The sequence below is a fragment of the uncultured Sphingomonas sp. genome (genome assembly GCF_964237335.1).
GTDB lineage: Bacteria > Pseudomonadota > Alphaproteobacteria > Sphingomonadales > Sphingomonadaceae > Sphingomonas.
The window spans coordinates 1-24,758 of record NZ_CAXSHM010000039.1 but is presented as its reverse complement, the minus strand read 5'-3'; the positions used below and the strand labels follow the sequence as shown (position 1 = coordinate 24,758).

At 65.5% G+C, this 24,758-nt stretch carries 22 protein-coding genes and 3 pseudogenes; 16 read left to right on the top strand and 9 right to left on the bottom strand.

The features are described from left to right. The first annotated feature begins 126 nt into the window (after window positions 1-126). The 6 genes and pseudogenes from ACFE65_RS15005 to ACFE65_RS14980 form a co-directional block, all read left to right on the top strand. Window positions 127-881, top strand: a protein-coding gene (locus tag ACFE65_RS15005) for an IS5 family transposase (RefSeq protein ID WP_375383174.1) whose coding sequence is annotated in 2 segments (ribosomal slippage) — window positions 127-457 and window positions 457-881 — 756 coding nt in all. Because the reading frame shifts where the segments join, the coding sequence is not laid out codon by codon here. 212 nt (window positions 882-1,093) lie between these two features. Then, window positions 1,094-2,461 (top strand): tyrosine-type recombinase/integrase, encoded by a 1,368-nt coding sequence (locus tag ACFE65_RS15000; protein ID WP_375383175.1) that lies wholly within the window; start codon window positions 1,094-1,096, stop codon window positions 2,459-2,461. Further along, entirely contained in the window at window positions 2,454-2,789 is a 336-nt protein-coding gene (locus ACFE65_RS14995; protein ID WP_375383173.1) for a helix-turn-helix domain-containing protein, read from the top strand. The genes ACFE65_RS15000 and ACFE65_RS14995 overlap by 8 nt, the downstream gene beginning before the upstream one ends. An 11-nt stretch (window positions 2,790-2,800) precedes the next feature. Further along, the gene (locus ACFE65_RS14990) at window positions 2,801-3,214 is read left to right on the top strand and encodes an antitoxin Xre-like helix-turn-helix domain-containing protein (protein WP_375383172.1); all 414 of its coding nucleotides are present in this window, start codon (window positions 2,801-2,803) and stop codon (window positions 3,212-3,214) included. Next, complete coding sequence (locus ACFE65_RS14985; RefSeq protein WP_375383171.1) at window positions 3,211-3,924, top strand: RES family NAD+ phosphorylase; 714 nt, start codon at window positions 3,211-3,213, stop codon at window positions 3,922-3,924. Before ACFE65_RS14990 ends, ACFE65_RS14985 begins: the two co-directional genes overlap by 4 nt. A 384-nt stretch (window positions 3,925-4,308) precedes the next feature. Next, a pseudogene (locus ACFE65_RS14980) lies at window positions 4,309-4,704 on the top strand (transposase); the annotation flags it as partial. A gap of 139 nt (window positions 4,705-4,843) precedes the next feature. On the opposite strand, the gene ACFE65_RS14975 reads toward ACFE65_RS14980, so the two are convergent. Genes ACFE65_RS14975 through ACFE65_RS14955 form a run of 5 tightly spaced genes read right to left on the bottom strand, consistent with a single transcriptional unit; the run spans window position 4,844 to window position 11,869 of the window. Continuing rightward, entirely contained in the window at window positions 4,844-5,773 is a 930-nt protein-coding gene (locus ACFE65_RS14975; protein ID WP_375383170.1) for an electron transfer flavoprotein subunit alpha/FixB family protein, read from the bottom strand. A 35-nt stretch (window positions 5,774-5,808) separates the two neighbouring features. Next, on the bottom strand, window positions 5,809-6,558 hold the full coding sequence (locus tag ACFE65_RS14970) for an electron transfer flavoprotein subunit beta/FixA family protein (RefSeq protein ID WP_375383169.1): 750 nt from the start codon (window positions 6,556-6,558) through the stop codon (window positions 5,809-5,811). A gap of 13 nt (window positions 6,559-6,571) precedes the next feature. Continuing rightward, window positions 6,572-8,368 (bottom strand): acyl-CoA dehydrogenase C-terminal domain-containing protein, encoded by a 1,797-nt coding sequence (locus tag ACFE65_RS14965; RefSeq protein WP_375383168.1) that lies wholly within the window; start codon window positions 8,366-8,368, stop codon window positions 6,572-6,574. A 17-nt stretch (window positions 8,369-8,385) separates the two neighbouring features. After that, complete coding sequence (locus tag ACFE65_RS14960) at window positions 8,386-10,731, bottom strand: 3-hydroxyacyl-CoA dehydrogenase/enoyl-CoA hydratase family protein (RefSeq protein ID WP_375383167.1); 2,346 nt, start codon at window positions 10,729-10,731, stop codon at window positions 8,386-8,388. Window position 10,732: 1 nt separating this feature from the next. Then, a complete protein-coding gene (locus ACFE65_RS14955) occupies window positions 10,733-11,869 on the bottom strand; it encodes a thiolase family protein (RefSeq protein ID WP_375383166.1) in 1,137 nt (378 codons plus the stop codon). Window positions 11,870-11,975: 106 nt separating this feature from the next. Here ACFE65_RS14955 and ACFE65_RS14950 point away from each other — a divergent pair, with 106 nt between their 5' ends. Together ACFE65_RS14950 and ACFE65_RS14945 are read left to right on the top strand one after the other, a co-directional pair. Beyond that, complete coding sequence (locus ACFE65_RS14950; RefSeq protein ID WP_375383165.1) at window positions 11,976-13,652, top strand: long-chain fatty acid--CoA ligase; 1,677 nt, start codon at window positions 11,976-11,978, stop codon at window positions 13,650-13,652. A gap of 2 nt (window positions 13,653-13,654) precedes the next feature. After that, window positions 13,655-14,062: a MerR family DNA-binding transcriptional regulator gene (locus tag ACFE65_RS14945; RefSeq protein WP_375383164.1), complete on the top strand. Its 408-nt coding sequence runs from the start codon at window positions 13,655-13,657 to the stop codon at window positions 14,060-14,062. Between the two features lie 88 nt (window positions 14,063-14,150). On the opposite strand, the gene ACFE65_RS14940 is transcribed toward ACFE65_RS14945, so the two are convergent. Both ACFE65_RS14940 and ACFE65_RS14935 read right to left on the bottom strand, forming a co-directional pair. Continuing rightward, window positions 14,151-14,894 (bottom strand): alpha/beta fold hydrolase, encoded by a 744-nt coding sequence (locus tag ACFE65_RS14940; RefSeq protein ID WP_375383163.1) that lies wholly within the window; start codon window positions 14,892-14,894, stop codon window positions 14,151-14,153. 101 nt (window positions 14,895-14,995) lie between these two features. Further along, entirely contained in the window at window positions 14,996-16,381 is a 1,386-nt protein-coding gene (locus ACFE65_RS14935) for an MFS transporter (RefSeq protein WP_375383162.1), read from the bottom strand. A 244-nt stretch (window positions 16,382-16,625) separates the two neighbouring features. Here ACFE65_RS14935 and ACFE65_RS14930 point away from each other — a divergent pair, with 244 nt between their 5' ends. The 5 genes from ACFE65_RS14930 to ACFE65_RS14910 all read left to right on the top strand — a co-directional run bounded on the left by ACFE65_RS14930 (window position 16,626) and on the right by ACFE65_RS14910 (window position 22,834). Continuing rightward, the gene (locus ACFE65_RS14930; RefSeq protein ID WP_375383161.1) at window positions 16,626-17,822 is read left to right on the top strand and encodes a citrate synthase; all 1,197 of its coding nucleotides are present in this window, start codon (window positions 16,626-16,628) and stop codon (window positions 17,820-17,822) included. 243 nt (window positions 17,823-18,065) lie between these two features. Further along, window positions 18,066-20,279, top strand: coding sequence for a TonB-dependent receptor (locus tag ACFE65_RS14925; protein WP_375383160.1), 2,214 nt, complete (start codon window positions 18,066-18,068; stop codon window positions 20,277-20,279). A gap of 302 nt (window positions 20,280-20,581) precedes the next feature. Further along, entirely contained in the window at window positions 20,582-21,973 is a 1,392-nt protein-coding gene (locus tag ACFE65_RS14920) for an acyclic terpene utilization AtuA family protein (RefSeq protein ID WP_375383159.1), read from the top strand. Beyond that, window positions 21,966-22,298: a DUF4387 domain-containing protein gene (locus ACFE65_RS14915; protein WP_375383158.1), complete on the top strand. Its 333-nt coding sequence runs from the start codon at window positions 21,966-21,968 to the stop codon at window positions 22,296-22,298. Before ACFE65_RS14920 ends, ACFE65_RS14915 begins: the two co-directional genes overlap by 8 nt. Before the next feature lie 125 nt (window positions 22,299-22,423). Continuing rightward, window positions 22,424-22,834: an acyl-CoA thioesterase gene (locus ACFE65_RS14910; RefSeq protein ID WP_375383157.1), complete on the top strand. Its 411-nt coding sequence runs from the start codon at window positions 22,424-22,426 to the stop codon at window positions 22,832-22,834. 305 nt (window positions 22,835-23,139) lie between these two features. On the opposite strand, the pseudogene ACFE65_RS14905 reads toward ACFE65_RS14910, so the two are convergent. Continuing rightward, window positions 23,140-23,370: pseudogene (locus ACFE65_RS14905) on the bottom strand (transposase domain-containing protein); the annotation flags it as partial. A 2-nt stretch (window positions 23,371-23,372) separates the two neighbouring features. Next, complete coding sequence (locus ACFE65_RS14900) at window positions 23,373-23,648, bottom strand: hypothetical protein (RefSeq protein ID WP_375383156.1); 276 nt, start codon at window positions 23,646-23,648, stop codon at window positions 23,373-23,375. A gap of 79 nt (window positions 23,649-23,727) precedes the next feature. Between ACFE65_RS14900 and ACFE65_RS14895 the strand changes: the two genes are divergently transcribed. From ACFE65_RS14895 to ACFE65_RS14885, 3 genes and pseudogenes are all read left to right on the top strand, one after another. Next, window positions 23,728-23,865: a hypothetical protein gene (locus tag ACFE65_RS14895; protein WP_375383155.1), complete on the top strand. Its 138-nt coding sequence runs from the start codon at window positions 23,728-23,730 to the stop codon at window positions 23,863-23,865. Beyond that, window positions 23,852-24,121, top strand: a pseudogene (locus ACFE65_RS14890) (recombinase family protein); the annotation flags it as partial. The gene ACFE65_RS14895 and the pseudogene ACFE65_RS14890, both read left to right, overlap by 14 nt. A 4-nt stretch (window positions 24,122-24,125) precedes the next feature. Then, window positions 24,126-24,536, top strand: a complete 411-nt coding sequence (locus tag ACFE65_RS14885; protein ID WP_375383176.1) for a hypothetical protein — start codon at window positions 24,126-24,128, stop codon at window positions 24,534-24,536. The last annotated feature ends 222 nt before the right edge of the window (window positions 24,537-24,758 follow it).

Sequence of the window (24,758 nt, the reverse complement as noted above, 5' to 3'; positions counted from 1 at the left end):
AGGCCGCCGCACAACACGCGCATGTCCGATCAAGAACGCAACTGTAATGCTAGGCTCCAAACCCAATCAGGGGCTTGAGCGAGGCTGGGTTCTCTGATTCAGCGCTGCCCGGTGACGGAGGCGGGCATGGCGGGGTTGTTCTGGTTGTCGGACGAGGCGTGGGCGGCGATTGAGTCGCACCTGCCCAAGAACCAGCCGGGAGCGCGGCGGGTGGACGACCGGCGGGTGATCTCGGGCATCTTCCACGTACTCAAGAGTGGTTGCCGCTGGGGCGATTGCCCGGCCGACTATGGCCCGGCCACGACTGTGTACAACCGGTTCAACAGGTGGTCGGCGCGAGGCTTCTGGCTCAAGCTCCTGGACGCGCTTGTTGATGCCGGGGCGGTGACGAGAAGCACCGCCATCGACAGCACCTACATCAAGGCCCAGCGTTCCGCGTTCGGCGGAAAAGGGGGGCTCGGGCGCAGGCGATCGGGCGCTCGCGGGGCGGGCAGACCACCAAGGTCCACGCGCTCACGGACGTCATTGGCCGCCCCTACGCGCTGATGCTGACGCCGGGCAACGTCGCCGACGTGAAGGCCGCGCCCGAGCTGCTCGCCCGCATGGGACGCGCCCGCTACGTCCTCGCCGACAAGGGCTACGACGCCGACCCGCTCCGCCGCTCGCTGCGGCAGGCGGGGGCCGTGCCGGTCATTCCGGGCCGCTCCAACCGCAAGCGCGCCGTTCGCTACGACCGGGAACGATACAAAGGTCGCCACCTCATCGAGAACGCCTTCTGCCGCCTCAAGGACTTCCGCCGCATTGCGACCCGCTACGACAAGCTCGCCGCCAACTTCCTCTCCGGCGTCGCCCTCGCCACCGCCCTCGCATTCTGGTTATGAACGAGTCTGGAGCCTAGACAAACCCCTTTTTGAGCTTCGGGATCGGTGCTACGACCGGACCCAATCGAGTGCGCTGGAGCAGGACATAACGAGGTAGAACAACACCTTACCTCCTCGTTATCCTACGCCCGGACTCGACGTGACCCGACCCGGTTCTCCCTACCGCCGCTCCTATGTGGCTCCTGGAAACCGGGTCCGACCAGGAGCCGGACATGCCTTCCTTGAAGCTCACCAAGACCGCCGTCGAGACCGCCCGACCCGAGGCTCGCGACTACGAACTCCGCGACACCACGCTGTCCGGCTTCATCTGCAAGGTGACGCCCGCCGGACGCAAGGTGTTCATGCTGTCCTACCGCACGCCAACCGGCGAGCGGCGCAAGCCCAGCCTCGGCGTCTTCGGCGCGCTCACCGTCGATCAGGCCCGCAAGCTCGCCCAGGAGCACTTGGCCGCGGTGCGCGCCGGCGAAGACCCCAGCGCTGAGCGGCAGGCGCTGCGGGGCGCGCCGACCGTGAAGGACCTTACCGAGCGCTACATGGAGGAGCACTGCCTCGTCCATAACAAGCCGAGCTCGGCGGTCCGCAACCGCTACATTCTCAAGAACCACATCGTGCCGAAGCTCGGTCGGCTGAAGGTCGCCGAGATAACGCGGCCGGAGGTCGCCGAGCTCATCAGCGCCATGCGCAAGACGCCCACCGCGGCCAACCATACGCTCGCCACGCTGCGCAAGATGTTCAACCTGGCCGAGCTCTGGGGCTGGCGGCTCGACGGCACCAACCCGTGCCGCCACCTCCAGAAGTTCGGCGGCGGGAAGCGCACCCGCCTCATCACCGACGACGAAATGGTGCGGCTCTACGCCTACCTCGACCGCGCCGACGCGGACGGGCTGGAGCACCCGGTCCTGACGCTCGCCATCCGGCTCCAGTTCGAGTTCGCGGCTCGCATGTCGGAGATCCTCGGCCTCGAATGGACGTGGATCGACTTCGCGCAGCGCCGGGTGGTGTGGCCGGATAGCAAGACGGGCGACATGTCGAAGCCGATCAGCGTCGAAGCCTCGCGGCTACTGCAGGACGCACCCCGCTATCTGCGGTCGCGCTTCGTGATCCCCTCGCTCTTCGATGGCTCGAAGGCGATGAGCAAGAATACCTACCAGGCCGCGTGGCGACGCGTCCTCGAGCGCGCCGGGCTGCCGCACTGCGGGACCCATGCCGTTCGCCACCGCTCGGCGACCGACATCGCCAACTCCGGCGTGCCGATCAAGGTCGGCATGGCGCTCACCGCGCACAAGACGGTCACGATGTTCATGCGCTACGTCCACACCGAGGACGATCCGATCCGCGCAGCGGCCGAAACGGTCGCGGCGCGCCGCCTTCGCGTGGTGAGCGGAGAGGCCATCTCCGACCAGCGTGCGGTGCCCGCTGCGCCCGCTCCGGCCTCGCGCCCGGATCGAAAGGCTCGTCCAGCCACCAAGACGGCGCTCGGCGCTTATCGCGCCTACCGAGGCCGCAAGGACGAAACCCGGGCGGCGCCGCCGAAATCGACTCCTCGCAACTCCACGGCGGCGGAGGCGGAGCATGTCTGACTGCCAGAACCCACACACGCGCTGGCCGCCCGTCGAGATCATGCGACGCGCGCAGGAAGTCGACGACACGGGGTTGGTCCCGTTCGTCGATACCGAGGCCGCCGCCCGCTACCTGGCGCTCAGCCCGCACTCGCTCGAGTGCTACCGCTCGCTGGGCGGCGGGCCGCCGTTCTACAAGTTCGGCAACTTCGTCCGCTACGCGGTGTCGGACGTCGAGAGCTGGGCCGCAGAGCGCCGACACGACCGCACTGCTCGCGAAATGCGCGCGTCTACTAAAGCGCCTTGCGCTTGCCGGTTGGCCGCAAGTAGCCTATATTATGCCAGGTGACATGAGGGGTTATGGCGACACTGACGCGAGTAGCGAGCGAGCCCCGGCCCTTCACGCCGGAGCCGATCACTGATGAAGAGGCGGCCGCGATGTTTCGCGCCGCCCTCAACCTCTTCCGGCTCTGGGGCGTGAACGACGACCAGGCGGCGGCGATCCTCGATGTTGCGCGGCGCACCTTCGCGCGGTGGAAAGCAGGTGATGTCGGCCGCCTTGGTCGCGACGGCAAGGCGCGGCTCTCGAACCTCATGGGCATCCACAAGGCCTTGAAGATCGTCTTCAGCGAAGCCTCGCGCGGTTACGCCTGGATCAAGGCGCCGAACGCCGCATTCGGCGGGCGATCGGCGCTGGACGTCATGCTCGGCGGCGAGCTGACGGACCTTATGCGCGTTCGGCGCTACCTCGACGCGGAGCGTGGTGGCTGGTGATCGACCCCGCGTCGGTCCCGACCGCGTTCGTCTCCTGGACAGGCGCTCGCCGCATTATTCGCAGCCTCTGCCCTCCGATCGACCTGTTCGAGGACATCGCCGACCCGGAAGACTGGCCGCTCCTGATCGCCGCCGAGCAGAAGTCCAATCCGCGCCTGATGGAAACGCTTGGCGCGCTCGATCTCGTGCCCTCTGGGCGCCGCGTCACGGGTCCGGGCGCCACCTACCTGATGGCGCCGTTCACGCATGTCAGCCCCGACCGGCCGAGCCGGTTCACCCAAGGCGACTTCGGCGTGCTCTACGTCGCCGAGCGGTTCGAGACGGCGCTCCTTGAGACCATGCACCACCACGCGCGGTTCATGGCGCGCACTGCCGAGCCGCCGGGCTGGACGTCGCAGTTCCGCGAGCTCGTGCTTGATCTCGCCGCCGACCTCCATGATCTGCGCGGCGGAGCCGCAGCCTTGACCCCTGCGCTCGACCCCGACAATTACGACGAGGCCCAGGCCCTCGCGGCGTCGCTCCGGGCAGGCGAATCGGACGGCCTAGTTTATCCCAGCCAGCGCGACCCCGGCGGTCAATGCGTCGGCCTCTTCTATCCCGACCGCGCCGCCAACTTGATCCAAGGTAGGCACCTCGACTACCATTGGGATGGCGAGCGGGTTGACCTCTACCGCGATGCAGGTAACGGCGAAGTTTATCGTGTTAGCTGATCGACGTGGCGAGGGTAAATCCAGCGAGGCAGACACTGTGGTTTGAGCTAAGCCCTTCGCATAAGTGTCCCGTCAAGCAGAAAACCTGCCCCCAATCGCTGAACAGCCGGCCCTCATCCGCTATATTGTAGGGTACACTGTATGATCGGTAGCTGATAAAGTCTCTCCTATTCGCATGTCGTTAGCATGCGCAGATAGCACGGCCAAGTTTAACATTTGGACTCACAAGCTGCCCTTCAGGAGCGTTCAGCCGCTTACCAGGAGGGGACGCCCGTTCATCTTGACCGAGTAGGCGTCTCAGAAAGCGGTGGCGGTCCAGCAGAAAACACCGGTTGCTTGCCTGCTAAGCGTGGACATCAAACCCCTCGACCTCACCACCCTCCCACCCTCGTCGCCGGCCTACGCCGCACCGGGATGGTCGCGCCGATAGTACTCGATGGGTCGATCAACCGAGACGTTGTTGTGGCCTATGTCCGACAGATGCTCGCGCCCGGCCTGGTGCCAGGCGACATCGTCATTATAGACAACCTCTCGACCCACAAGGTGCCGGCCGTTCGCGAGGCGATCGAGGCAGCTGGTGCCAGGCTGCTCTTCCTCCCGCCATAGAGCCCCTGCTTCAACCCGATCGAGCAGGCCTTCTCCAAGCTGAAGGCCTGTCTGCGCAAGGCGGCCGAGCGCACCATCCACGGCTTGTGGAACGCCATCGGACGTATCCTCGACCTCGACCCGCCACAGGAATGCGCCAACTACTTCGCCAATGTCGGGTGCGATCCAGACTGATCGGAAACCGATCTAGCCACTCCAGCGTCCGAGCGTCCATGGCCGCCTGCTCGCCCGCTCCCGCGACCGAAAATGGCGACGAAGGCAACGACAGAAAACCATGGTTTCGAGATTCAAGACGAGGGCTACCCTCTGTTCCTCAAAGCTTCTCCGTCAACTCGGGCACCAGCTTGAACAGATCACCCACCAGGCCGACATCCGCCACCTGAAAGATCGGTGCGTCCTCGTCCTTGTTGATCGCGATGATGACCTTGGAATCCTTCATGCCCGCCAGATGCTGGATCGCGCCCGAGATGCCGACCGCGACATAGACTTCGGGTGCGACGATCTTGCCCGTCTGGCCGACCTGATAGTCGTTGGGGACATAACCCGCGTCCACCGCCGCTCTGGACGCGCCGACGCCGGCGCCCAGCTTGTCGGCCAGCGGCTCGATCAGCTCGCGGAACTTCTCGCCCGAGCCGAGCGCGCGGCCGCCCGAAACGATCACCCTGGCGCTGGCGAGCTCGGGCCGGACGGACTTGGCGATCTCCGAACCCTCGAAGGTCGACAGGCCCGCATCGCCGGTCGTGGCGACAGGCTCGATCGTGCCCGAACCGCCTTCGGCCGCGGCCTTCTCGAACGCGGTGGTGCGCACCGTCAGCACCTTCTTGGCGTCCGACGACTGAACGGTCGCGATCGCGTTACCCGCATAGATCGGCCGCGTGAAAATGTCCGGGCCTTCGACCGACAGGATGTCGCTGACCTGCATCACGTCGAGCAGTGCGGCGACGCGGGGCGCGATGTTCTTGGCGCTGGTGGTCGACGGCGCGACGAAGGCGTCGTGGTGGCCCATCAACTGCGCGACCAGCGGCGCGACGTTCTCCGCGAGCGCGTGCGCATAGGCGACGTCGTCGGCGACGTGCACCTTGCCGACGCCCGCGATCTTCGCCGCCGCCTCCGCCACGGCGCCGACACCCTGGCCCGCGACGAGCAGATGCACCTCGCCCAGCTTGCCCGCCGCGGTCACTGCGTTGAGCGTCGCATCCTTGATCGCCGAGCCGTCGTGCTCGACCCACACCAGCGTCTTCATTGCCTGTCCTCTCGATCCGTTCCGCGGCGCACCGGTCAGCTCTTGCTGATCCCCATCGCCGACAGCTTCATCACCAGCTCGTCCACATCGGCCACCTTGACGCCCGCCTGGCGCTTGCCCGGCTCGGTGACCTTCAGCGTCGTGATGCGGGGCGTCACGTCGACGCCGTAATCCGCGGGCGTCTTCTGCGCCATCGGCTTGGATTTGGCCTTCATGATGTTGGGCAGGGACGCATAGCGCGGCTCGTTGAGGCGCAGGTCGGTGGTGATGATCGCGGGCAGCCTGAGCTTGTCCGTCTCCGCCCCGCCATCGACTTCGCGCGTCACGCTGACCGATCCGTCCGCGATCACGACCTTGGACGCGAACGTGCCCTGGCCCCAGCCGAGCAACCCGGCGAGCATCTGGCCGGTCTGGTTGTTGTCGTCGTCGATCGCCTGCTTGCCCAGGATCACGAGGTCGGGTGATTCCTCCGCGACGATCTTGGCGAGTATCTTGGCGACGCCCAGCGGCTCGACCTTCTGGTCGCTGGTGACGAGGATCGCACGATCCGCACCCATGGCGAGCGCGGTGCGCAGCGTCTCCTGCGACTTCGCCTCGCCGATCGAGACGACGACGATCTCGGTGACCCCCGCCGCCTTGAGCCGGATCGCCTCCTCGACCGCGATCTCGTCAAACGGGTTCATGCTCATCTTGACGTTGGCGAGGTCGACGCCCGAGCCGTCCGCCTTCACGCGCGGCTTCACATTATAGTCAAGCACACGCTTGACCGGGACGAGGACTTTCATCGCGAACACCTCATCAGAAAGCCTCGTCCGCCAGCGCCATCGTCGAGCGCCCTCCGACCTTGATTGTCAGGAATCCCGCGGTCGCCTGCGGCAGAACCTTGTCGAAGAAGAAAGCGGCGGTCGCCAGCTTCGCGCGGTAGAAGTCGATCTCGCCGTCATGCTGGGTCACGCGCGCGGTCGCGATCCGCGCGGCCTTCAGGAACGTGTAGCCCATCGCGACCAGCCCCAACATGCGCAGATAGTCGGTCGCCGCAGCGCCCGCCTCGTCGGGGTTCTTGAGTGCGCGCCGCGCGACGGTGGCGGTCGTGAGCTGAAGCATACCGAACGCCTGATGCAGCGCGGCGGTATGCGCGGTGAGCGCCTGATCCGTCTCGCCTGCCATTTCCTCGCACAGATTGGACACGGCGTGAAAGAACGGTCGCAGCGCCCCGCCCATGTTCGCGGCCATCTTGCGGCCGACGAGGTCAAGCGCCTGGACGCCGTTCGTGCCCTCATAGATTTGGGTGATGCGCGCATCGCGGACGAACTGCTCCACCCCGTGTTCGCGGATATAGCCGTGACCGCCATAGGTCTGAACGCAAAGGTTCGCCGCCTCGGACGCGAGATCGGTGAACAACGCCTTCACCACCGGCGTCAGCAGCGCGACGAAGTCGCCAGCGCGGGCGCGCAGCTCGGGGTCTGTCGCGTGCTTCTCCGCATCCAGCGCGCGAGACGCCCACTGCCCGACAGCGCGACAGCCCTCCGCGTAGACGCGCATCGTCATCAGCATCCGCCGCACGTCGGGGTGGACGATGATCGGGTCGGCGGGCAGGTCCGGCCGCTTGGGTCCGGTCAGCGCCCGCCCCTGCAACCGCTCCCGGGCGTAGGCGACGGCCGACTGGTACGCGATCTCCCCGACGCCCAAACCCTGGATGCCGACGGACACGCGCTCGGTGTTCATCATGCTGAACATCGCGGCGAGCCCCTTGTTGACCTCGCCGACCAGCCAGCCGGTCGCCTCGTCGAAGTTCATCTGGCAGGTGGCGGACGCCTTCAACCCCATCTTGTGTTCGATGCCCGCGACGGACACGCCGTTGCGCGGGCCCGGTGCGCCATCCTCCCTCGGCAGGAACTTGGGCACAAGGAACAGGCTGATGCCCTTCACGCCCGCGGGCGCGTCCGGCAGCCGCGCTAGCACGAGATGGATCACGTTGTCGGTCAGATCGTGATCGCCAGCCGAGATGAAGATCTTGGAACCGGTGAGCAGGAAACTTCCATCCTCCTGCGGCGCCGCGCGGGTCCGCAGCATTCCGAGATCGGTCCCGCAATGCGACTCCGTCAGGCACATCGTGCCGGTCCACTCGCCGCTGGTAAGTTTGGGCAGATAGGCGCGCTTCAGGTCTCGCGACCCGTGATCCTCGATCGCGGTCGCCGCCCCGTGAGTAAGACCCGGGTAGAGGCCGAACGACAGGTTGGCCGAGCAGATCATCTCCTCGACGAGCTTGTTCAGCGTCTCCGGCAGGCCCTGCCCGCCCCATTCCGGCGAGGAGGCGACCGCCGCCCACCCGCCCTCGCGAAATTCGCGATACGCCTCCGGGAAGCCTTTGGGTGTGCGCACGACGCCGTTCTCGAACGTGCATCCCTCGAGATCGCCGCTCGCGTTGATCGGCAGGAGCACGTCCTGCGCCATCCGCGCCGCCTCCTCCAGCACCGCGTCGTACAGGTCGGGCGTGAACTCGGCGAAGTGGGCGCCCGCATCGAACTGGTCGTCGGCGAACAGCTCGTGGAGGACGAAGCGCATGTCGCGCAGCGGCGCGGTGTAGCTTTGCATCGGCGATAATCCCTCGATCAGTTGCGAAGCGGCTTGCCCGTCGCGAGCATGTGCTCGACACGCGCCTGCGTGCGCGGGTCCCTGACGCTGGCCATGAAAGCCTTACGCTCCAGCTTGAGTAGTTCGTCTTCGGTCACGGTGTCGACGAGGTCGGCGTCGCCGCCCGTCAGCACGTCGGCGAGCCGCCCGGCGACGACCACGTCGTACGCGGTGGCGACGCCCTTCTTGTGGAAATCCGCGACCGCTCCGGCGATGCCTACGCGGCCGCTCTCGCCGGGCAGGCGAAACACCGGCTTCTCGGGCGCGCGATAACCGTCCACCAGCGCCAGCGCGGTCGCCTTCGCATCGGCGAGCAGCCGGTCGCGGTTCATCGTGATCCCGTCGCCCGGACGCAGGAACGCAAGTTCCTTGGCCTGCGCGGCCGATTTGGACACCTGTGCTGTCGAGATCAGCTCAAACGCCTTGGCGACGGCGGGCACCGGACCTTTGGGCATCACCGGCGACTTGGCGAGCCGGTCGATCATCTCGCCGTTGCCGCCCCAGCCCGGCACCAGCCCGGCGCCGCATTCGACCAGGCCGATATAGCTTTCCGCGTGCGCCTGCACCGCATCCGAATGGAGCAGGATTTCGCAGCCGCCACCCAGCGCCATGCCGGCCGGCGCGGAAACGACGGGGAACGGTGCGTACTTCAGCGCCTTATACGCGGCCTGGCCCGCGGCAATGAGCTTCTCCACCTCGCTCCAGGCCGCGATGTTGACCGCGAACATCGCGAGGCCGAGGTTCGCACCGGCGCTGAAGTTGGCGCCTTCATTGTAGATCACCAACGCCTTGAAGCGGTCCCGCACCAATGGGATCGCCTGCCCGATGAGCTTGGCGACTTCCTCGTCGAGCGCGTTCATCTTGGCGGTGAACTCGAAGCAGGCGACGCCGTCGCCCACGTCCCACAACGCCGCGGACGCATTGCGCAGCAGCGGCTGAGAGCCGAGCTTCACGTCCTCCAGCAGCAGCACGCCCTTGGGCCGCGCGATGTCCTGATACTCGCCCGCGGCGGTCAGGTACTGCCGGCGGCCGCCCTCCACCCAGTAGAACGGGCGGTCGCCGGCCGTGATCAGGATCGGGGGAACGTCGCGGCCCTCGGCGGCGAGCCGGGCCGCGAGCTTGCCCGGGCCTAGCCGGTCGATCAGTTCGAAGGGACCGTAACGCCAATTGTAGCCGAGCCGCATCGCGTCGTCGGTCGCGATCACATCGTCCGCCGCGTCGCCCACCAATGAAGCGGCATAGGACAAAACCTTGCCCAGCACTTCCCACGCGAAGGTCCCGACCTCACCCGGTGCCGACACCAGCGCGGCCAAGTCCCTTTCCGCCGCGCCCGGCAGCGGGGCGGGCTTGGCGGACGCACGATATTCGCCGGTCGCGAGATCGATCGCCGTCTTCGTCCGGGTCGCCTTGTCGAACGCGTAGAAGCCACCCTTGCCCTTGCGGCCGGTGAAGCCCTCCGCGATCATCCGATCGATCAACGGCGTCGGCCGGATGGTGTCGAAATAAGGATCACCCGCGGGCAGCGTCGCGGAAAGGCTACGGGACAGAAGCGGGATGAGGTCGACGCCGACGAGGTCAATCAGGCCGAACACGCCCGTCTTGGGCACACCCATCGGCTTGCCGCCGATCTGGTCGGCCCGCTCCACAGTCAGCCCCAGGTCCGCCGCGGCGTTGATCGCGACGGCGAGCCAGTACGTGCCGATCCGGTTGGCGATGAAGCCCGGCGTGTCCTTGGCGCGCACCACGCGCTTGCCCATCTGCCGGTCCACGAAATCCTGCACCCGGCCGACGACCGCTTCGTCCGTCTCCGGCCCGCGCACGATCTCGATCAGCCGCATATAGCGCGGCGGATTGAAGAAGTGGGTGATGAGGAAGTCTCGCCGGAACTGGTCGCCACGGCCCTCAATCAGCCGGCCGAGCGGGATTGTGGAGGTGTTGGACGACACCGCCGTTCTCGGGCGCTTCACCTGCTCGAGCCGGGCGTAGAGCGCCTGCTTGATGTCCAGCCGCTCGACGATCGCCTCGACAATCCAGTCGCATTCGGCGACGCGGTCTAGATGATCGTCGATGTTGCCGGTCTCGACAAGCTTGGCCGCGCGCGTGGACATGAACGGCGCGGGGTCCATCTTCAGCATCTTCGCGACCGCGCCTCTGGCGACCGCGTCACGGTCGGCGCCGGTCGCGGCGACGTCGAGCAGCAGCACGGGAACGCCCGCATTGGCCACCTGCGCCGCGATCCCGGCTCCCATGGCGCCCGCGCCGATGACGCAGACCTTCCGTATCGACGCGGGCTGGCCGCCCTCCAGGCTCTTGGCGTCCGTCACGTCACACGCGCTCCAACACGGTGGCGATGCCCTGGCCGCCGCCGATGCACTGGGTGGCAAGCGCGTAACGGCCGCCTTCGCGCTCGAGCAGCGCCGCCGCCTTGCCGACGATGCGTGCGCCCGTCGCGCCCAGCGGATGGCCGAGCGCGATCGCGCCGCCGTCGAGGTTGATCGACTCCTCCTTCAGACCCAGGTCGCGGATGCACGCGATCGCTTGGGCCGCGAACGCCTCGTTGATCTCGACCACGTCGAGGTCGGAGACGCTCAGCCCCGCCCGCTCCAGCGCCTTTCGCGATGCGCCGATCGGACCAAGTCCCATCGTTTCCGGCTCGCAGCCCGACAGGCCGACCGCCTTGATCCGCGCAAGGATCTTGAGCCCGTGCCGCTTCGCGAAATCCTCGGACGTCACCAGCACCGCAGACGCGCCGTCGGTGAGCGGAGAGGAGGTGCCCGCCGTCACCGTCCCGTCCTGGCTGAAGGCCGGCTTGAGCCCGCCGAGCACGTCCACCGACGCATCGGGGCGGATGATCCCGTCCTCGCTAACCGTGCCCGCCTTGGTCGCGACCGGCACGATCTCGCCGACGAGCTTGCCCGCGGCGCGCGCGGCGGCGGCCTTGTGGTGGCTCTTCACCGCGAACGCGTCCTGCTCAGCGCGGGTGATCTGATAGGCTTGCGCGACGTTCTCCGCCGTCTCGCCCATGCCCATATATGCCCCGGTCCGCTTTTCCGCGAGCGTGGGGTTGGGCAACGGATTGTAGCCGCCCATCGGGATGCGGCTCATCGATTCGAGCCCCGCACAGATGAACGCCGCGCCCGCGCCGATGCTGATCTGCCCCACCGCGATGTGGATCGAACTCATCGAAGAGCCACAGAACCGGTTCACCGTCATTCCGCCAACCGACAGCGGCAGGTCTGCCAGAAGTCCGATCATGCGCGCGACGTTCAGCCCCTGCTCGCCCTCCGGGAAGGCGCAGCCGAGTATCACGTCCTCGATCTGCGCGGGATCGACGCCGGTGCGTTCGATCAAGCCCCGGATCACCTGCGCCGCGAGATCGTCCGGGCGAACACGCGCGAGCTCACCTTTCGTCGCAAGGTGAAAGGGGGAACGCGCATAACCCGCGATCACGACGTCCGTCATGCTTTCCTCGCAATCAGTGTTGAACCTTACCCATAGGTGTGGTAGCTTACCTATACGTCAAGTGCAAGGGCCGTTGGCTGTCCAGCGTCGATGCGGGAGAGGAGCGATGAACAAAACAGGTGCGCAGGGCGAGGCGCTCCAGGCGCGCCCCAGGCTCGTGACGAACATGTTCGACGAGACTCTCGAGCGACAGCCCACCGCCTCGGCGATCGACTTCATGGGTGCGAGTACGTCATACCGGAAGCTCGCCCGCCAGGTGGCCCGGGCCGCCGCCGGCCTGCAGAAGCTCGGGGTAGTCCCAGGATCGCGGGTCGCGCTCTGCCTGCCCAACACGCCGCATTACGTGATCCTATTCCTGGCTACGCTGCGCATCGGCGGCGTCGTGGTGAACGTGAACCCGCTCTACGTCGCGCGGGAACTCCGCCACCTTCTCCTCGACTCGGGTGCAGAGATCATCGCGACTTGCGATCTGCCGGACGTCCATGCGCGCGTCTGTGCGGTGGCCGAAGAACTGGGGCTGCGGCGCGTCGTGACCTGCCCGATCGCGGGCGGCCTGCCGCCGTTCAAGGCGCTCGCCTATCGCGCCATGCGCCGCCGTGAGATCGCGCCGGTTCCGAAGACACCTCTGCACATGAGCTTCGCGGCACTCCTGGCCGGCGGTGCGGCACCTTCGCCCGTGCAGGTCACGCCGGACGCACCGGCGGTTTTCCAGTACACGGGAGGAACGACGGGTACGCCCAAAGCGGCGATCCTGACCCACGCCAATCTCGTGGCGCAGGCGGATGCGATGTCGATCCACGTCGGCGGTTCGCGGGACAAGCAGGAGCGGGTCCTCGGCGTTTTGCCGCTGTTTCACGTGTTCGCGCTGACGACGGTGCTCAGCTTCTCGCTCCGCACGGGCGCGCAGATGATCCTGCTGCCGCGCTTCGAACTAGAGGCTGTTCTGAAAACGATCAGGCGAACGCCACCTACCTTCTTTTCCGGCGTACCCACGATCTTCGCTGCCGTCGCCGTCGCCGCCGCAGCCGCCAAGCGGCCGATCGACCTGTCGTCGATCCGCGCCTGTATCTCCGGAGGCGCGCCGCTTCCTGCCGAGGTGCGCGAAGCGTTCGAGCGGTTGACGGGCGGGCGACTGGTCGAAGGCTACGGCCTGTCCGAGGCGTCGCCGATCCTGACGTGCAATCCGATCGACGGGCCGGACAAGCCGGGGTCCGCTGGGCGTCCGTTTCCGGGAACGATCGTCGAGATACGCGATCCCGAACCGCCGTACGCGCCGTGCGAACGGGGCAATCACGGCGAGATCTGCGCACGCGGCCCACAGGTGATGAGTGGTTACTGGAACAAGCCGGAGGAGACCTCGGCCGTGCTCGACGGGGAAACTCTTCGGACTGGCGACGTCGGCTATCTGGACGAGGACGGTTTTCTGTTCATCGTCGACCGGATCAAGGACGTGATCCTCTGTGGCGGTTACAATGTCTATCCCCGCGTGATCGAGGAGGCGTTGTACGAACATCCGGCGGTGGCGGAAGCGGTCGTGATCGGCGTTCCCGACGCGTACCGCGGACAGGCGCCGAAGGCCTTCGTGACGCTTCGCACGCCCTCGGGCGCGACCGCGGCGGAACTGCGCGCATTCCTGGCCGAGAGAGTCAGCAAGATCGAGCTTCCCCGTGAGGTAGAGATACGCGCCACTCTGCCCAAGACGCTGATCGGCAAACTTTCCAAGAAGGAGCTTGTCGAAGAGGAGGAGGCGCGTAGGACTGCGGTCGGAATATCGGAGGCGTAGGTTTGGGCGGCGGCGAGGAGGAACTTCGGGGTATCCAGGAGGTCGCCGACAGCCTCGGGATCACCCCGCGGACGCTGCGCTTTTACGAGGACAAGGGGCTGATCGAGCCGCGCCGGGTTGGAACCGCGCGCATCTATACCCGGCGCGAGACTGCACGGATGCAGCTCATTCTTCGCGGCAAACGGCTGGGGTTCTCACTGCGCGACATCGAGGAGTTCCTCGGCCTCTACGATACCGATCCCCGGCATCTCGAGCAGATGCGCGCTCTGGCCGAGCGCTGCCGACAACGCATCGACGAGCTGGAGATCCAACTCGTCGCGCTGGACCAGACTCTGGCGGAACTCAAGGCGATCGAGCGTCAGGCGATCGAGCGCGTTACCGCCGCGAAATCTTCGGACGTTCACGCGTAGGCGCGAACCGGCCATATGCTCGCCCTGGACCCGCGCCCTCACTCCCGATCGGCAAGTAGGTCACTCAGTCTCCGGATCGTGAACCAGATCAGCCATTCGTCTGAACCGGCGAAATCGCCGCGGCGTCGCTCAGCATTTCCGTGACCGCGTCCGGGGCAGTGATCATTCCGCAGTGTCCCGTCGCGACCGTCAATACCCGCCATCCCGCGTTCGAGCGGGCGAAGGCCGCCGCTCGCGCGGATACCGGAAAGCTGGGATAGGTGAACTCGACGAAGGTGACGGGACGTCCTGCACCGATCGGTGCGTCGTAAACGAGGGGCGTGGTGTTCGTCCCGAGCGGCTGCGGCGTAATGCGGCGATCGACCCACGCCTGGTCGGCGGGATCGATGACACCCAATTGCGACGCCGAGGGCGGCGGGATGCTCAGTCCGCCGCTGGGTTCCGCCGAGGCGAGCCTCCTGGCTCGCTCGGACGGATTGAGCTGATCCATCAACGACTGTCCGTTCTCGGCCAGCGCAGAGTCGAGGAACACGACGCCCCGGATCCTCTCGGCCACGCGGTCGGCGACGCCCGTGACGATCCTACCTCCAAAGCTATGCCCCACCAGGATCACATCGCGAAGCTCCTCTGCGTCTAAGAGCTGGAGAATGTCGGTGATCCACGTGTCGAGCGTGATCGTTCCGTCAATCAGGTGGCTGCGATCGCCGACGCCGGTCATGGTCGGGCTGAAGACCCTGAAGCCTTTCGCGCGAAGACGGTCTTCGACGCGTCGCCAGCACCATCCGCCGAGCCAGGAACCATGAATCAGCACGAAAGAAGGAGGGGCGTCCATGATTTTGGTATCCAGATGCCGGTGTGATCACGATGATTGTCAAAGGACGGAAGCGTGGACGGGTCCGACTAGGTAGGCCAAGGGCTGTCCATCGCCGGGCCTCAGCCTCGGGCCTGCGCGGCAACCACGCGTGTAGGGGGGCCGAATATCGCGATCGTACCCATGCTCACGACCGCCGCCGCCGTGATGCCGGCGAGCACGCCCGCCACACCGAAGCTGATAAGGAGATACCCAATGATGTAGCCGTTGGAGGAGGCGCTCAGCCGATCCAGGGAGTAGACGAAGCCGATCGCCCGCCCGCGTACGCGCGTCGGAAAGAGTTCGCTACGATAGGTGTGCAGTCCGTAGGAAAGCAGATTCGCGGCAATCGCGATGGCGAGGCCGCATGCGATCCACCCGAACGCGCTCGTCTGCATCGCAAAGGCCAAGCCGGCGACCGCCGTTACCCCGGCACCGATCACGATCTGCCACTTGCGCTCGATGCGGTCGGCGAAAAGGCTGAAGAACAAGGGGGCCAACGGGAAGGACACGGCGATCGCCGCCGAGTACCCCAGGCTCTTCGCCAAGCTGACGCCCTTCGCCTCCAACAGCGTCGGCAGCCAATTGTTGAACCCGAAATAGGCGAAGGTCGCCGTACAGCTGGCGACCAGCATGATCAGAACGCGTCGCCCGATCTCGCCGCTGAACAGCTCGCGATAGCCACCTTCGGGGGCGATGTGTACCGGTTCCTTGACCAACTCGGGAGCAGGCATCGGACGGCCGGTGCGCCGCTCCACCTTGGCTTCGATGGCGTCGAGGATCCTGGCGGCCTGATCCCCTTGTCCGTGTCCGGCCAGCCAGCGGGGCGACTCCGGCAGGCCTCGTCGCACGCGCCAGATCAACGCGGCACCGATCACGGGCACGAGCAGAAGCAACCTCCATCCCTCGATCCCGTCGATCCGCCGGTGCGCCAGCACCGCCGCGAGAATGCCCGCCACCGGAACAGCGGTGAACTGGATCGCCGTGCTGATCGCGAAACCCCGCCCTCTCAGCGACTTGGGCATCACTTCGGAAAGATAGGCATCGACGGCGACGATCTCGGCGCCAATGCCGATGGCGGCGATGAAGCGCCAGAGGCATATACCGATGGCATCGTGTTGCAGGCTCATCATCACCGTGGCTGCGGCGTACCAGATCAGCGAATAGGTGAAGATGGGTCTACGTCCAAAGCGATCGGACAGTGAGGAAACCAGTAGCGCGCCGACGAAGAGGCCGCCGAAGGTCGCGAAGGCCAGGCTGGCCAGGTCGGGCAAGCCGAATAGGCCATTTCGGCCGCTATGGAACACGCCCTCGCGGACCAGCATCGGAGCCAGAAGACTGGTCAGCGCCGTTTCATAAATTTCGAAAAAGGCACCGAATGATATGCGCGCGACCCAGCCCCACAGGGGCCGGCAGGAGGGAAGCCGGTCGACACGGGCCGCAATGGACGCGGGATTGGTTGCGCTCACGGGAGGTTGACGTGCATCAGCGGCGTAGACTGCTGACCGCCATGCATATCTCCGTCTCCCAATTCCATCGGCGATGACCGAGCTTCTCGCGAACGACCAGGAGCGACGATCATCTGCCTTGGCGGGGCGTTACCGTCCCCGTCCGATGCGCTCTCCGAGCCGACACGCCCCAGCACGCCGACGCCGCAATCTTGGGAGATGTGATCCGGCTGGTCAACCTTTACAGCATATGTATAGTGGTCGGATGGCTGACAGTGGCGAGTTCCTCGGGGCCCAGGAAGCGGCCGACATTCTTGGGGTCAGCCGCAACACGCTGTACGTGTATGTGGGGCGTCATGGCCTTCGCTCCCAGCCTGTGCCGGGCTCGCGCGAGCGGCGGTATTGGAAAGCGGACATCCTTCGCCTGAAGCACAGCGGTCGCACGGCCGACCGTTCACCGGGCGAACTGCGGCGAGAGAGCGCACTCACGCTCGTCACCGATGACGGTCCGTATTATCGTGGACGAAGCGCCATCGAGCTAGCAGGCTCCAGTTCGCTGGAGGAGGTGGCGAGCATCCTGTGGGCCCGTCCATCGGATGAGATCTTTACGGGCGATCCGCCCCGCACACCTGCCGCGTTCGACCAATGGACGAAACTTCTGGCCGCCGAAAGCAGCGTCGATCGCGCGCTCGGCCTGTTCCCGCGTCTCGAACAAGCTGATCTGCGCGCCTATGACCTGACCGTGTCCGGGATGGCGCGGACCGGAGCGGACGTGGTGCGCTGGATGACAGCCATCATCCTGAGGCAGAACAAGGCCCCCAGTGGCGCAATCCACCAGCATATCGCACGATCGTTGAAACTGGACGATGCCAAGGCCCAGGTCGTTCGTCGGTTGCTCGTGCTGGCGGCGGACCACGGGTTCGAGCCCGCCGCTTACGCCGTGCGTGCCGTCGCGAGCACGGGCGTTTCGCCTTGGCGAGCCGTTATGACCGGCCTGCTCGTCGTTCTCGGCCGACGAAGCGGCTTCGGTCGCTTCGAGACCATGCGCCTCTTCCTGTCCGAACTTGCCCAAGGTGATCCGGAAGGCTCGGTCGTGCGAAGACTGCGCGACGGCGACCCGGTTCCCGGGTTCGGATCGCGGCTTTATCCCAAAGGCGATCCTCGAGCGGCGACGCTGGTAGCGCATTGCGCCGAGGTCTTCCCCGACGATCCGAAGCTCAAGCATGTCCTCACGGCGAGTGCCGTCATGCTGGATGCGAAGGGGTTGCAGCCGGACTTCGCGCTGGCCTGTATGCTCGCCGGCGAACTGCTCGGCCCGCCGATCGCCGACTCGCTTTTCCTGATCGGTCGCTCGGTCGGGTGGATCGCCCACTCAATCGAGCAATATGCCGCCGGCGAGTTCGAGCATCTGGAAGGATTATATCTGGGGCCGTTGCCGGGTTCACGATCCGCCGTCCGCTGATCTGACTTGCTGCATCCGAGTCCGTGATTTTCACGGCACTCAGACGGAATGTCCGACGCCCGAAACCTACGGCTTTACAGTTTTCGTTAAGATTGACACCAACTTCGTTTCGCCTCAACTCCTGTCGCACAGAGCGGCCAATTAGCCGCCAGTCGTCAAGCGCTTCGGCGCAGGTGGGAGGATGGTATGAAACAGGTCGGGCGAAGCGCTTTGGCGCTCTCTTTGTGCATGGGATCCGCGACAATGGCTCAGGCGCAGCAAGCATCGTCCGGGCCCGTGACACCAGCACCCGTGGCCGCCCCGGCATCGACGCCGGACACGACGGGCGCTGCCCCGGCCGTTGATGCTCGCAGCACGGGGCAGGCGTCGAGCAACGGGCCGAGCGCGCCGCTGGAAGATATCGTCGTAACCGCTCAGAGGCGGTCCGAGAACCTTCAAAAGGTGCCGATCTCGGTGACCGCGATCACGGCTACCAAACTGGCCGCCGCCGGCATCACGACAACTACGGACCTTGCGGCGATCACTCCCTCCCTGACGCTGTCGGCGTCGCAGGGAAGCCTTGAGCCGCGCATCCGGGGCATCGGCAACAGCTCGGCCGGGCCTTCAGTTGAGAACTCCGTCGCGACCTACGTCGACGGCGTCTACATCGGCTTGGCGGCCAACTCACTGCAGAACCTTGAGAACATACAGCAGGTCGAGGTTCTTGACGGACCGCAGGGCACGTTGTTTGGCCGCAACGCGACGGGCGGGCTCGTTCAGATCATTACCAAGGATCCAAAGTCGACACTGAGCGGCAACGCCGACGTGAGTTTCGAAAATTATGGTCGGTTCCGGGGCGCCTTCTATGTCACGGGACCCGTGGTCGACAACATCGATGCCGACCTCGCCTTCTACGGCAGCCATCAGGGCAAGGGCTACGGCACGGACCTGGCGACCGGACAGTCAACCTACAAGACAAGTCACGACATCGCCGTGCGTTCAAAGATCCTCGGCCGGTTCGGTGAGGGCACGACAGTCCGACTGGCCTTCGATTATTCGGATACCCTCTCCTCGGATCCCGGTTTCTCCACCTACAACGGGCTCCAGCCCGTCCTCGGCCGGGTTCCTGCGCCAGTTCTTTCGACCCTCGTCACACATCCCTATGACGACGACGACAACAATCCGTTTCGACATTCGGCTATCGGGGGTGGCGCGAGCGCTCGGGTGGACCAGATCGTCGGGCCGGTGACGCTGACGAACATCGCCGCCTATCGTCGTGTTCAATATGATCAGTCCTTCGATGCGGACGGCTTGCCGGCTCAGATCGTCCAGCAGAGCTTTTCCCTCCACGATGAAGAAGTGACGGAAGAGTTCCAGATCGCGCCGACGCACGCCGGAAAGCTTCAGTGGATCGCCGGCGTCTTCTTCTACAACGACGAAAGCGGCTACGGCTATTTCGATACTGCGGTGGGAGCGCCGCCGAGGCAAAGCCAGAGCCTGTCCACGCCTAACTTCTCCGTGAGTTCGATCGCGGGCTATGGTCAGGCGACGTACGAGATTCTTCCGCAGACGCATCTGACGGGCGGGTTCCGCTACACCTACGAGAGCCGCACCGAGAGCGGCACGACCGGCACGATCAGCCCGGCAGGGATTTCGACGGTCACGCCGATCGCGTTCGCTCGCACCCATACCGATACGCCCACCTGGCGGGTCGCGCTCGATCACCAGTTCGGTCCGGACGTGCTCGGCTACATCTCCTACAACAGGGGGTTCAAGAGCGGCGGCTTCAATCCGTCGCTCGTGACGCAGCCGCCTTATCAACCCGAACGGCTCGACGACTATGAGATCGGCGAGAAGGCAACGATCCTCGGCGGTCGAGTCAGGCTGAACGCCGCCGCGTTCTACTATGACTACAAGAACATCCAGGTAAACACCTTCCTAAATGGCGTGGCGGTCATCTACAATGGTGCCGCCGCCCACGAATATGGTCTCGATGCCAGCTTCGACGTATCGGTCACGCCCGCTCTTCTTCTCACGGGTGGCGTGGTTCTGCTGCACGACCGTTTCACCAGTTTCGCCAACTCCGTCATTGCCACGGAAACGGCCACCGGCAGCACGGCGACGCATTTCGGTTCGGCCACCGGCAACCGGCTTCCCTTCGCGCCGGACGCGACTGCCAGCCTCGGGATCGATTACAAGCACGACATCGGGCCCGGGCGAGCCGACCTCTTCGTCAACGATCTTTACAATTCGGGTTACTACGGACAGCCCGACAATTTTCTTCATCAAGGCTCGTTCAATCAGCTGAACGCGTCGCTGGGATATCAGCCCAACAACTCGCCGATCAGCTTCAGGCTCTATGCTCGCAACATCCTCGACAAGAAGGTCGCGGAGTTCCTCGTCGTGGGTAGCACCGGTACCGCCGCGTCATACGCAGCGCCGGCGACCTATGGTTTCACCGTCGGGATCAAGTTCTAGGTGGGTTATGCCCGTGTGCCTGCAAGCCTGAGTACCGGCGGCCCAGTGTTCTTGGAGAAGCATCGCCTGACCACGGATAGCCAAGCCGTCACCTGCATGACCTTCTATGCCGGAGGCGTTACGAGGAAACGCCTGGCGCGCAGGTCATGCGAGGGCAGATTTTCATCGAGGTGCTCACGCCCGAGCGAGTTGTCCATCCCTACCCACTCGTCTTGATACACGGGGCGGGCGCAGACCGCGAACACCTGGCTAATGACCGTTTCGGTCGGCCGCCTTGACCTTTCGAAGTTGGGACATTCCAAATGACCTCTAGGCTATCGGACACCATCAACGTCTTGGTTCCCGTCGGAGCGCTCGGAACGGGCGTCCGCGAGCGCGACCTGGCTGCAGGTCTTGCCGGCGGCGCCCATGCGATCGCCTGTGATGCCGGCTCCACCGACAGCGGCCCAGCCTATCTGGCGACAGGTCTTCCCAAATATTCGCGGTACGCCGTGAAGGCCGATCTTCGAATCCTGATGCTCGCCCAAGCCAAGGCGAGCATTCCGCTTCTGATCGGATCGTGTGGCACTTCGGGTTGCGATGCGGCGCTCGACTGGACGCGCGACATCGCGCTGGAGATCGCGCGCGAGGAAGGCATCGCACCACGTATCGCACTTCTTTACTCCGAGCAGACACCGGAAACGATCGCGACGCTCGCTTCCGAAGGCCGAGTGACGCCGCTGCCCCCGATGGCGGCCGCCGAGCCGGAACTGTTCGCACGCTGTGACCGGATCGTCGCTTTGATGGGCCCCGAGCCGTATATCGCGGCGCTGGAAGGTGGAGCAGACATCGTGCTGGGCGGTCGGACGACCGACACGGCGGTCATCGCGGCGGTGCCGATCATGCGCGGTGCCGGCGCTGGGCCGGCGTGGCACGCGGGGAAGATCGCCGAATGCGGCGGCATGTGCACCACCAATCCTCGTGACGGCGGGGTGATGATCCGGGTGGGTGCGGATGCCTTCGAGATCGAGCCGCTGTCATCCGACAACCGCTGCGTCCCACAGACCGTATCGGCTCACATGCTGTACGAGAACAGCGATCCGTTCGAGCTGCTGGAGCCGGGCGGCGTTCTCAATGTTCGCGCCTCCTGCTACGAGGCGGTCGACGATCGCGTCGTTCGCGTCTCAGCATCGGCATTCGAGCCCCGGCCGTACACGATGAAGCTGGAGGGTGCCTCGGCTGGATCGTTCCAGACGATGATGCTGATCGGCATCCAGGACCCGACCGTCCTCGCCAATCTCGACACGTTCCTGGCGCAGATGGAGCACCACCTGTTGCAGCGTGTCCGATCGACATTGGGCGAGCGCGCGGGCGACTTTACGATTTCGCTGAGGGCCTATGGATGGAACGCGGTCTCGGGCATTGTGCTCGGCGATCCCGCAGTCGCTCCGAGGGAAGTCGGACTCATGTTCGTCGCCACCGCGAGCACGCAGGAGCAGGCCACCCAGATAGCCAAGACCTGCAACCCGATGTTCTTTCACATGCCGCTCCGCATCGGAACGGAACTGCCCAGCTATGCCTTTCCGTTCTCACCCGCGGAGATCGAACGTGGCGCGGTGTACGAGTTCCTGCTCAACCATGTGGTCCGGATACAGGACCCTCTCGAGCTCGTCCGGACGGAGTACCTGGAATTGGGAGTACTCGTGAATGCCTAAGCTGAAGGACGTCGCTCGGCACGTCCGTTCGAAGAACGCCGGTCCGTTCTGGATCACCATAGATATTTTCTTCCACAGCGACGACGACTTTCGGCGTTACGCGCCATCATCGGCGCTTGGAAGTGGGGCTGTCGGCGCACTTTACGGCGTTCCGGCACACCTGCTGAAACGTTTCGAGGTGCCGGAGCTGCTGGTAATTAAACTGTCCTACCCGCGCGAAACGCCTCAGGGTGGCGCGCTCGAAAGGGACATGCACGGCGGCCAGCAATATGTCCGGCTGCTGGATGTAGAGATGGACGCTGGTGATGTGCACGCTGTCACATGAGAGTTCGTGACGGAATGGCGCACACCCGTTTACCTCGCTAAAAGAGGCCGGAGCAACGTATGTGCCTTGCGTCGCACGCCCAATCTCGATGCGTTACGATACCTGTCAGGCCGGACGGATAGACGATGGGGAATGCCGTCTACAGACACTCGATCAGCATCGAGCCGTCCGACATCGATTTCATGGGCCACGTGAATAACGCGAGCTACCTGAAGTGGGTGCAGGATGCCGTGCTCGGTCATTGGCGCGGGTTCGCTCCGGCCGAGACGGAGGCCGCGCATCTGTGGGTCGCACTGAAGCACGAGATCACCTATCGCCGACCCGCTTTCCTGACCGACGAGATCACGGCCGTGGTCTCGCTTCAGAGCGTACGGGGGGTGACCGCGTTCTACGACACAATTATTCGCCGAGGCGAGGAGATCATCGCGGAGGTGAAGTCGCGCTGGTGTTGTCTCCACGCAGAGACGCGGCGTCCCGCCCGGATCACCACGGCCATGCTCGCCCACTTCACCGGTGCCGGTCGGTCGAGCGGCTGAGCGGCTGACCGGCTGAGCCCAACAGCTAGTACTCCCTCAGCTCCGTTTCCACCGTCTGCCGCCCAGCAGGTTCGCGGCGCCGAGGAGTAGAGTCAGGAGGTGGCGCGGTGTCGTGCGGTTCGCCTGTGGGGCTTACCAGACGGTCCGTTTCCCCCTGCTCATAGAACCGGACATGCGGATTTCCCTGCATCCGGCTCTCGGACAAAGCATCACGCCTTCACCCACGGCGCGCCCCGACCAAGCTGGGTCAGACGTACGAGCTCGTATTGCTCGGTAAGCGGTAAGCGTGGCGTGAAGGCCGCGGGTTACGCGGCTTGTGCAACCGGGTGATCTGTTGCGGGGTGCCAGTTCCACGGCATGAGTTCGTCCCAACGGCTGGCGGGCCAGTCGCCTGCGATCTTGGCGATGACGTCGGCGATGTAGGCCTGCGGGTCGACGCCGTTGGCCTTGCATGTCTGGATGACGGTGTAGAGCGCGGCGGCACGCTCGCCGCCGGCTCTAGAGCCGGCGAACAGCCAGTTGCGGCGACCAACGGCCATCACCCGTTCATTCTGCCCATGTCGGAGACGATCTGGAAGTTCATTATCGGTGGCATCCCTATTTCGGTCGCAAGCTTCGGGTGCTGCGGATCGAGCAGCGCGCGGTTGGGCGATACCACCATGTTGAGGGGACGGCCGGTGCGGTGCTCATCGTTCCGGCGTGGATGTTCGACGCGGCGACCTGCGCCGGCATGGCGATGGGGGTGCCCCAGGTAGACGTGCCCGCGCTCGGCGAACTGGCGCGTCTGGTCACACGCGAGAACGACCTCGCACACTCTCCGAACGGCGCTGGAGTCGTCGGGGAGAAAGGCGATGGAGCATTGTGGGAGACCAAGGCCGGGCGCGGGCCGACAGATGAGCCTGATGTTCGATGCCGACGGCCTGATCGGCCTCGATCCCGCCGATCGGGAGAAGGCCCTGACCGCCCTGGCGCGCATCCTGATGCAGGCTGCGGGACTGCGCCTCGAGGAGGTGCCCGATGACCGGCGCTGATATGCTTCCCGCGGCGGTGCTGAGCCGCAAGGCCGTCGTCTATGTGCGCCAGTCGACGCAGTCGCAGGTCATGACCAACCTCGAAAGCCAGCGGCGGCAATATGATCTTGTCGGGATCGCGCGGGAGCAGGGGTTCGCCCGCGTCGAGATCATCGACGACGATCTCGGCCGGTCGGCGAGCGGGACGGTCGCACGCCCCGGCTTCGACCGGCTGGTCGCTTGGCTGTGCGCGGGCGAGGTCGGCGCGGTGCTGTGCTTTGATGCCTCGCGGCTCGCCCGCAACGGGCGCGACTGGCACCATCTGCTCGAGCTGTGCGGGCTGGTCGAGGCGCGTCATCGACCTCGACGGCGTCTACGACCCATGTCACCCCAACGACCGGCTGCTGCTCGGCATGAAGGGCTCCATCAGCGAGTTCGAGCTGGGCGTGCTGCGCGCCCGGATGCTCGATGCGGCCAAGGCGAAGGCACGCCGTGGCGAACTGCGGCTGCCCGTGCCGTTCGGCTATATCTGGCATCGCGAGGCGGGCCTCGGCCTCGATCCCGACCTGCGGCTTCAAGAGGTGATCCGGTCGGTGTTCACCCGCTTCCGCGAACTCGGCCCAGCTTCTCGGACGAGGCGTCGAACTGCATCCGTCGCAGCCGGGCGATCTGCCCGCGCAGCGTGTCGATGAGCAGATCGCGGGCGGCGAGCGCGGCAGTGGCGCGGGCAAGCGAGGCTTCCAGCGCGGCGATCCGCGCGGTGGTATCAGACGGGGCAGCGGGCGCTTCCGACACACGGATTACATAGCAGATCTCACCCGGAAGGGCGAGCAGAACCCGCGCAAAACCGTCATTTTAGGGGACTGTCAGGATTTCCGTGTGTGGGCGGGCGGTTGAACATTACGCCGCCATGG

Bases quoted from the DNA above. Each gene is read 5' to 3' on its own strand.
- ACFE65_RS14995 (WP_375383173.1), top strand. From the start codon at position 2,454: ATGTCTGACTGCCAGAACCCACACACGCGCTGGCCGCCCGTCGAGATC.
- ACFE65_RS14940 (WP_375383163.1), bottom strand. From the start codon at position 14,894: ATGGACGCCCCTCCTTCTTTCGTGCTGATTCATGGTTCCTGGCTCGGC.
- ACFE65_RS14915 (WP_375383158.1), top strand. From the start codon at position 21,966: ATGCCTAAGCTGAAGGACGTCGCTCGGCACGTCCGTTCGAAGAACGCC.
- ACFE65_RS14955 (WP_375383166.1), bottom strand. From the start codon at position 11,869: ATGACGGACGTCGTGATCGCGGGTTATGCGCGTTCCCCCTTTCACCTT.
- ACFE65_RS14910 (WP_375383157.1), top strand. From the start codon at position 22,424: ATGGGGAATGCCGTCTACAGACACTCGATCAGCATCGAGCCGTCCGAC.
- ACFE65_RS14965 (WP_375383168.1), bottom strand. From the start codon at position 8,368: ATGCAAAGCTACACCGCGCCGCTGCGCGACATGCGCTTCGTCCTCCAC.
- ACFE65_RS14950 (WP_375383165.1), top strand. From the start codon at position 11,976: ATGAACAAAACAGGTGCGCAGGGCGAGGCGCTCCAGGCGCGCCCCAGG.
- ACFE65_RS15000 (WP_375383175.1), top strand. From the start codon at position 1,094: ATGCCTTCCTTGAAGCTCACCAAGACCGCCGTCGAGACCGCCCGACCC.
- ACFE65_RS14930 (WP_375383161.1), top strand. From the start codon at position 16,626: ATGGCTGACAGTGGCGAGTTCCTCGGGGCCCAGGAAGCGGCCGACATT.
- ACFE65_RS14925 (WP_375383160.1), top strand. From the start codon at position 18,066: ATGGCTCAGGCGCAGCAAGCATCGTCCGGGCCCGTGACACCAGCACCC.
- ACFE65_RS14990 (WP_375383172.1), top strand. From the start codon at position 2,801: ATGGCGACACTGACGCGAGTAGCGAGCGAGCCCCGGCCCTTCACGCCG.
- ACFE65_RS14975 (WP_375383170.1), bottom strand. From the start codon at position 5,773: ATGAAGACGCTGGTGTGGGTCGAGCACGACGGCTCGGCGATCAAGGAT.
- ACFE65_RS14970 (WP_375383169.1), bottom strand. From the start codon at position 6,558: ATGAAAGTCCTCGTCCCGGTCAAGCGTGTGCTTGACTATAATGTGAAG.
- ACFE65_RS14895 (WP_375383155.1), top strand. From the start codon at position 23,728: ATGAGCCTGATGTTCGATGCCGACGGCCTGATCGGCCTCGATCCCGCC.
- ACFE65_RS14920 (WP_375383159.1), top strand. From the start codon at position 20,582: ATGACCTCTAGGCTATCGGACACCATCAACGTCTTGGTTCCCGTCGGA.
- ACFE65_RS14885 (WP_375383176.1), top strand. From the start codon at position 24,126: ATGCCTCGCGGCTCGCCCGCAACGGGCGCGACTGGCACCATCTGCTCG.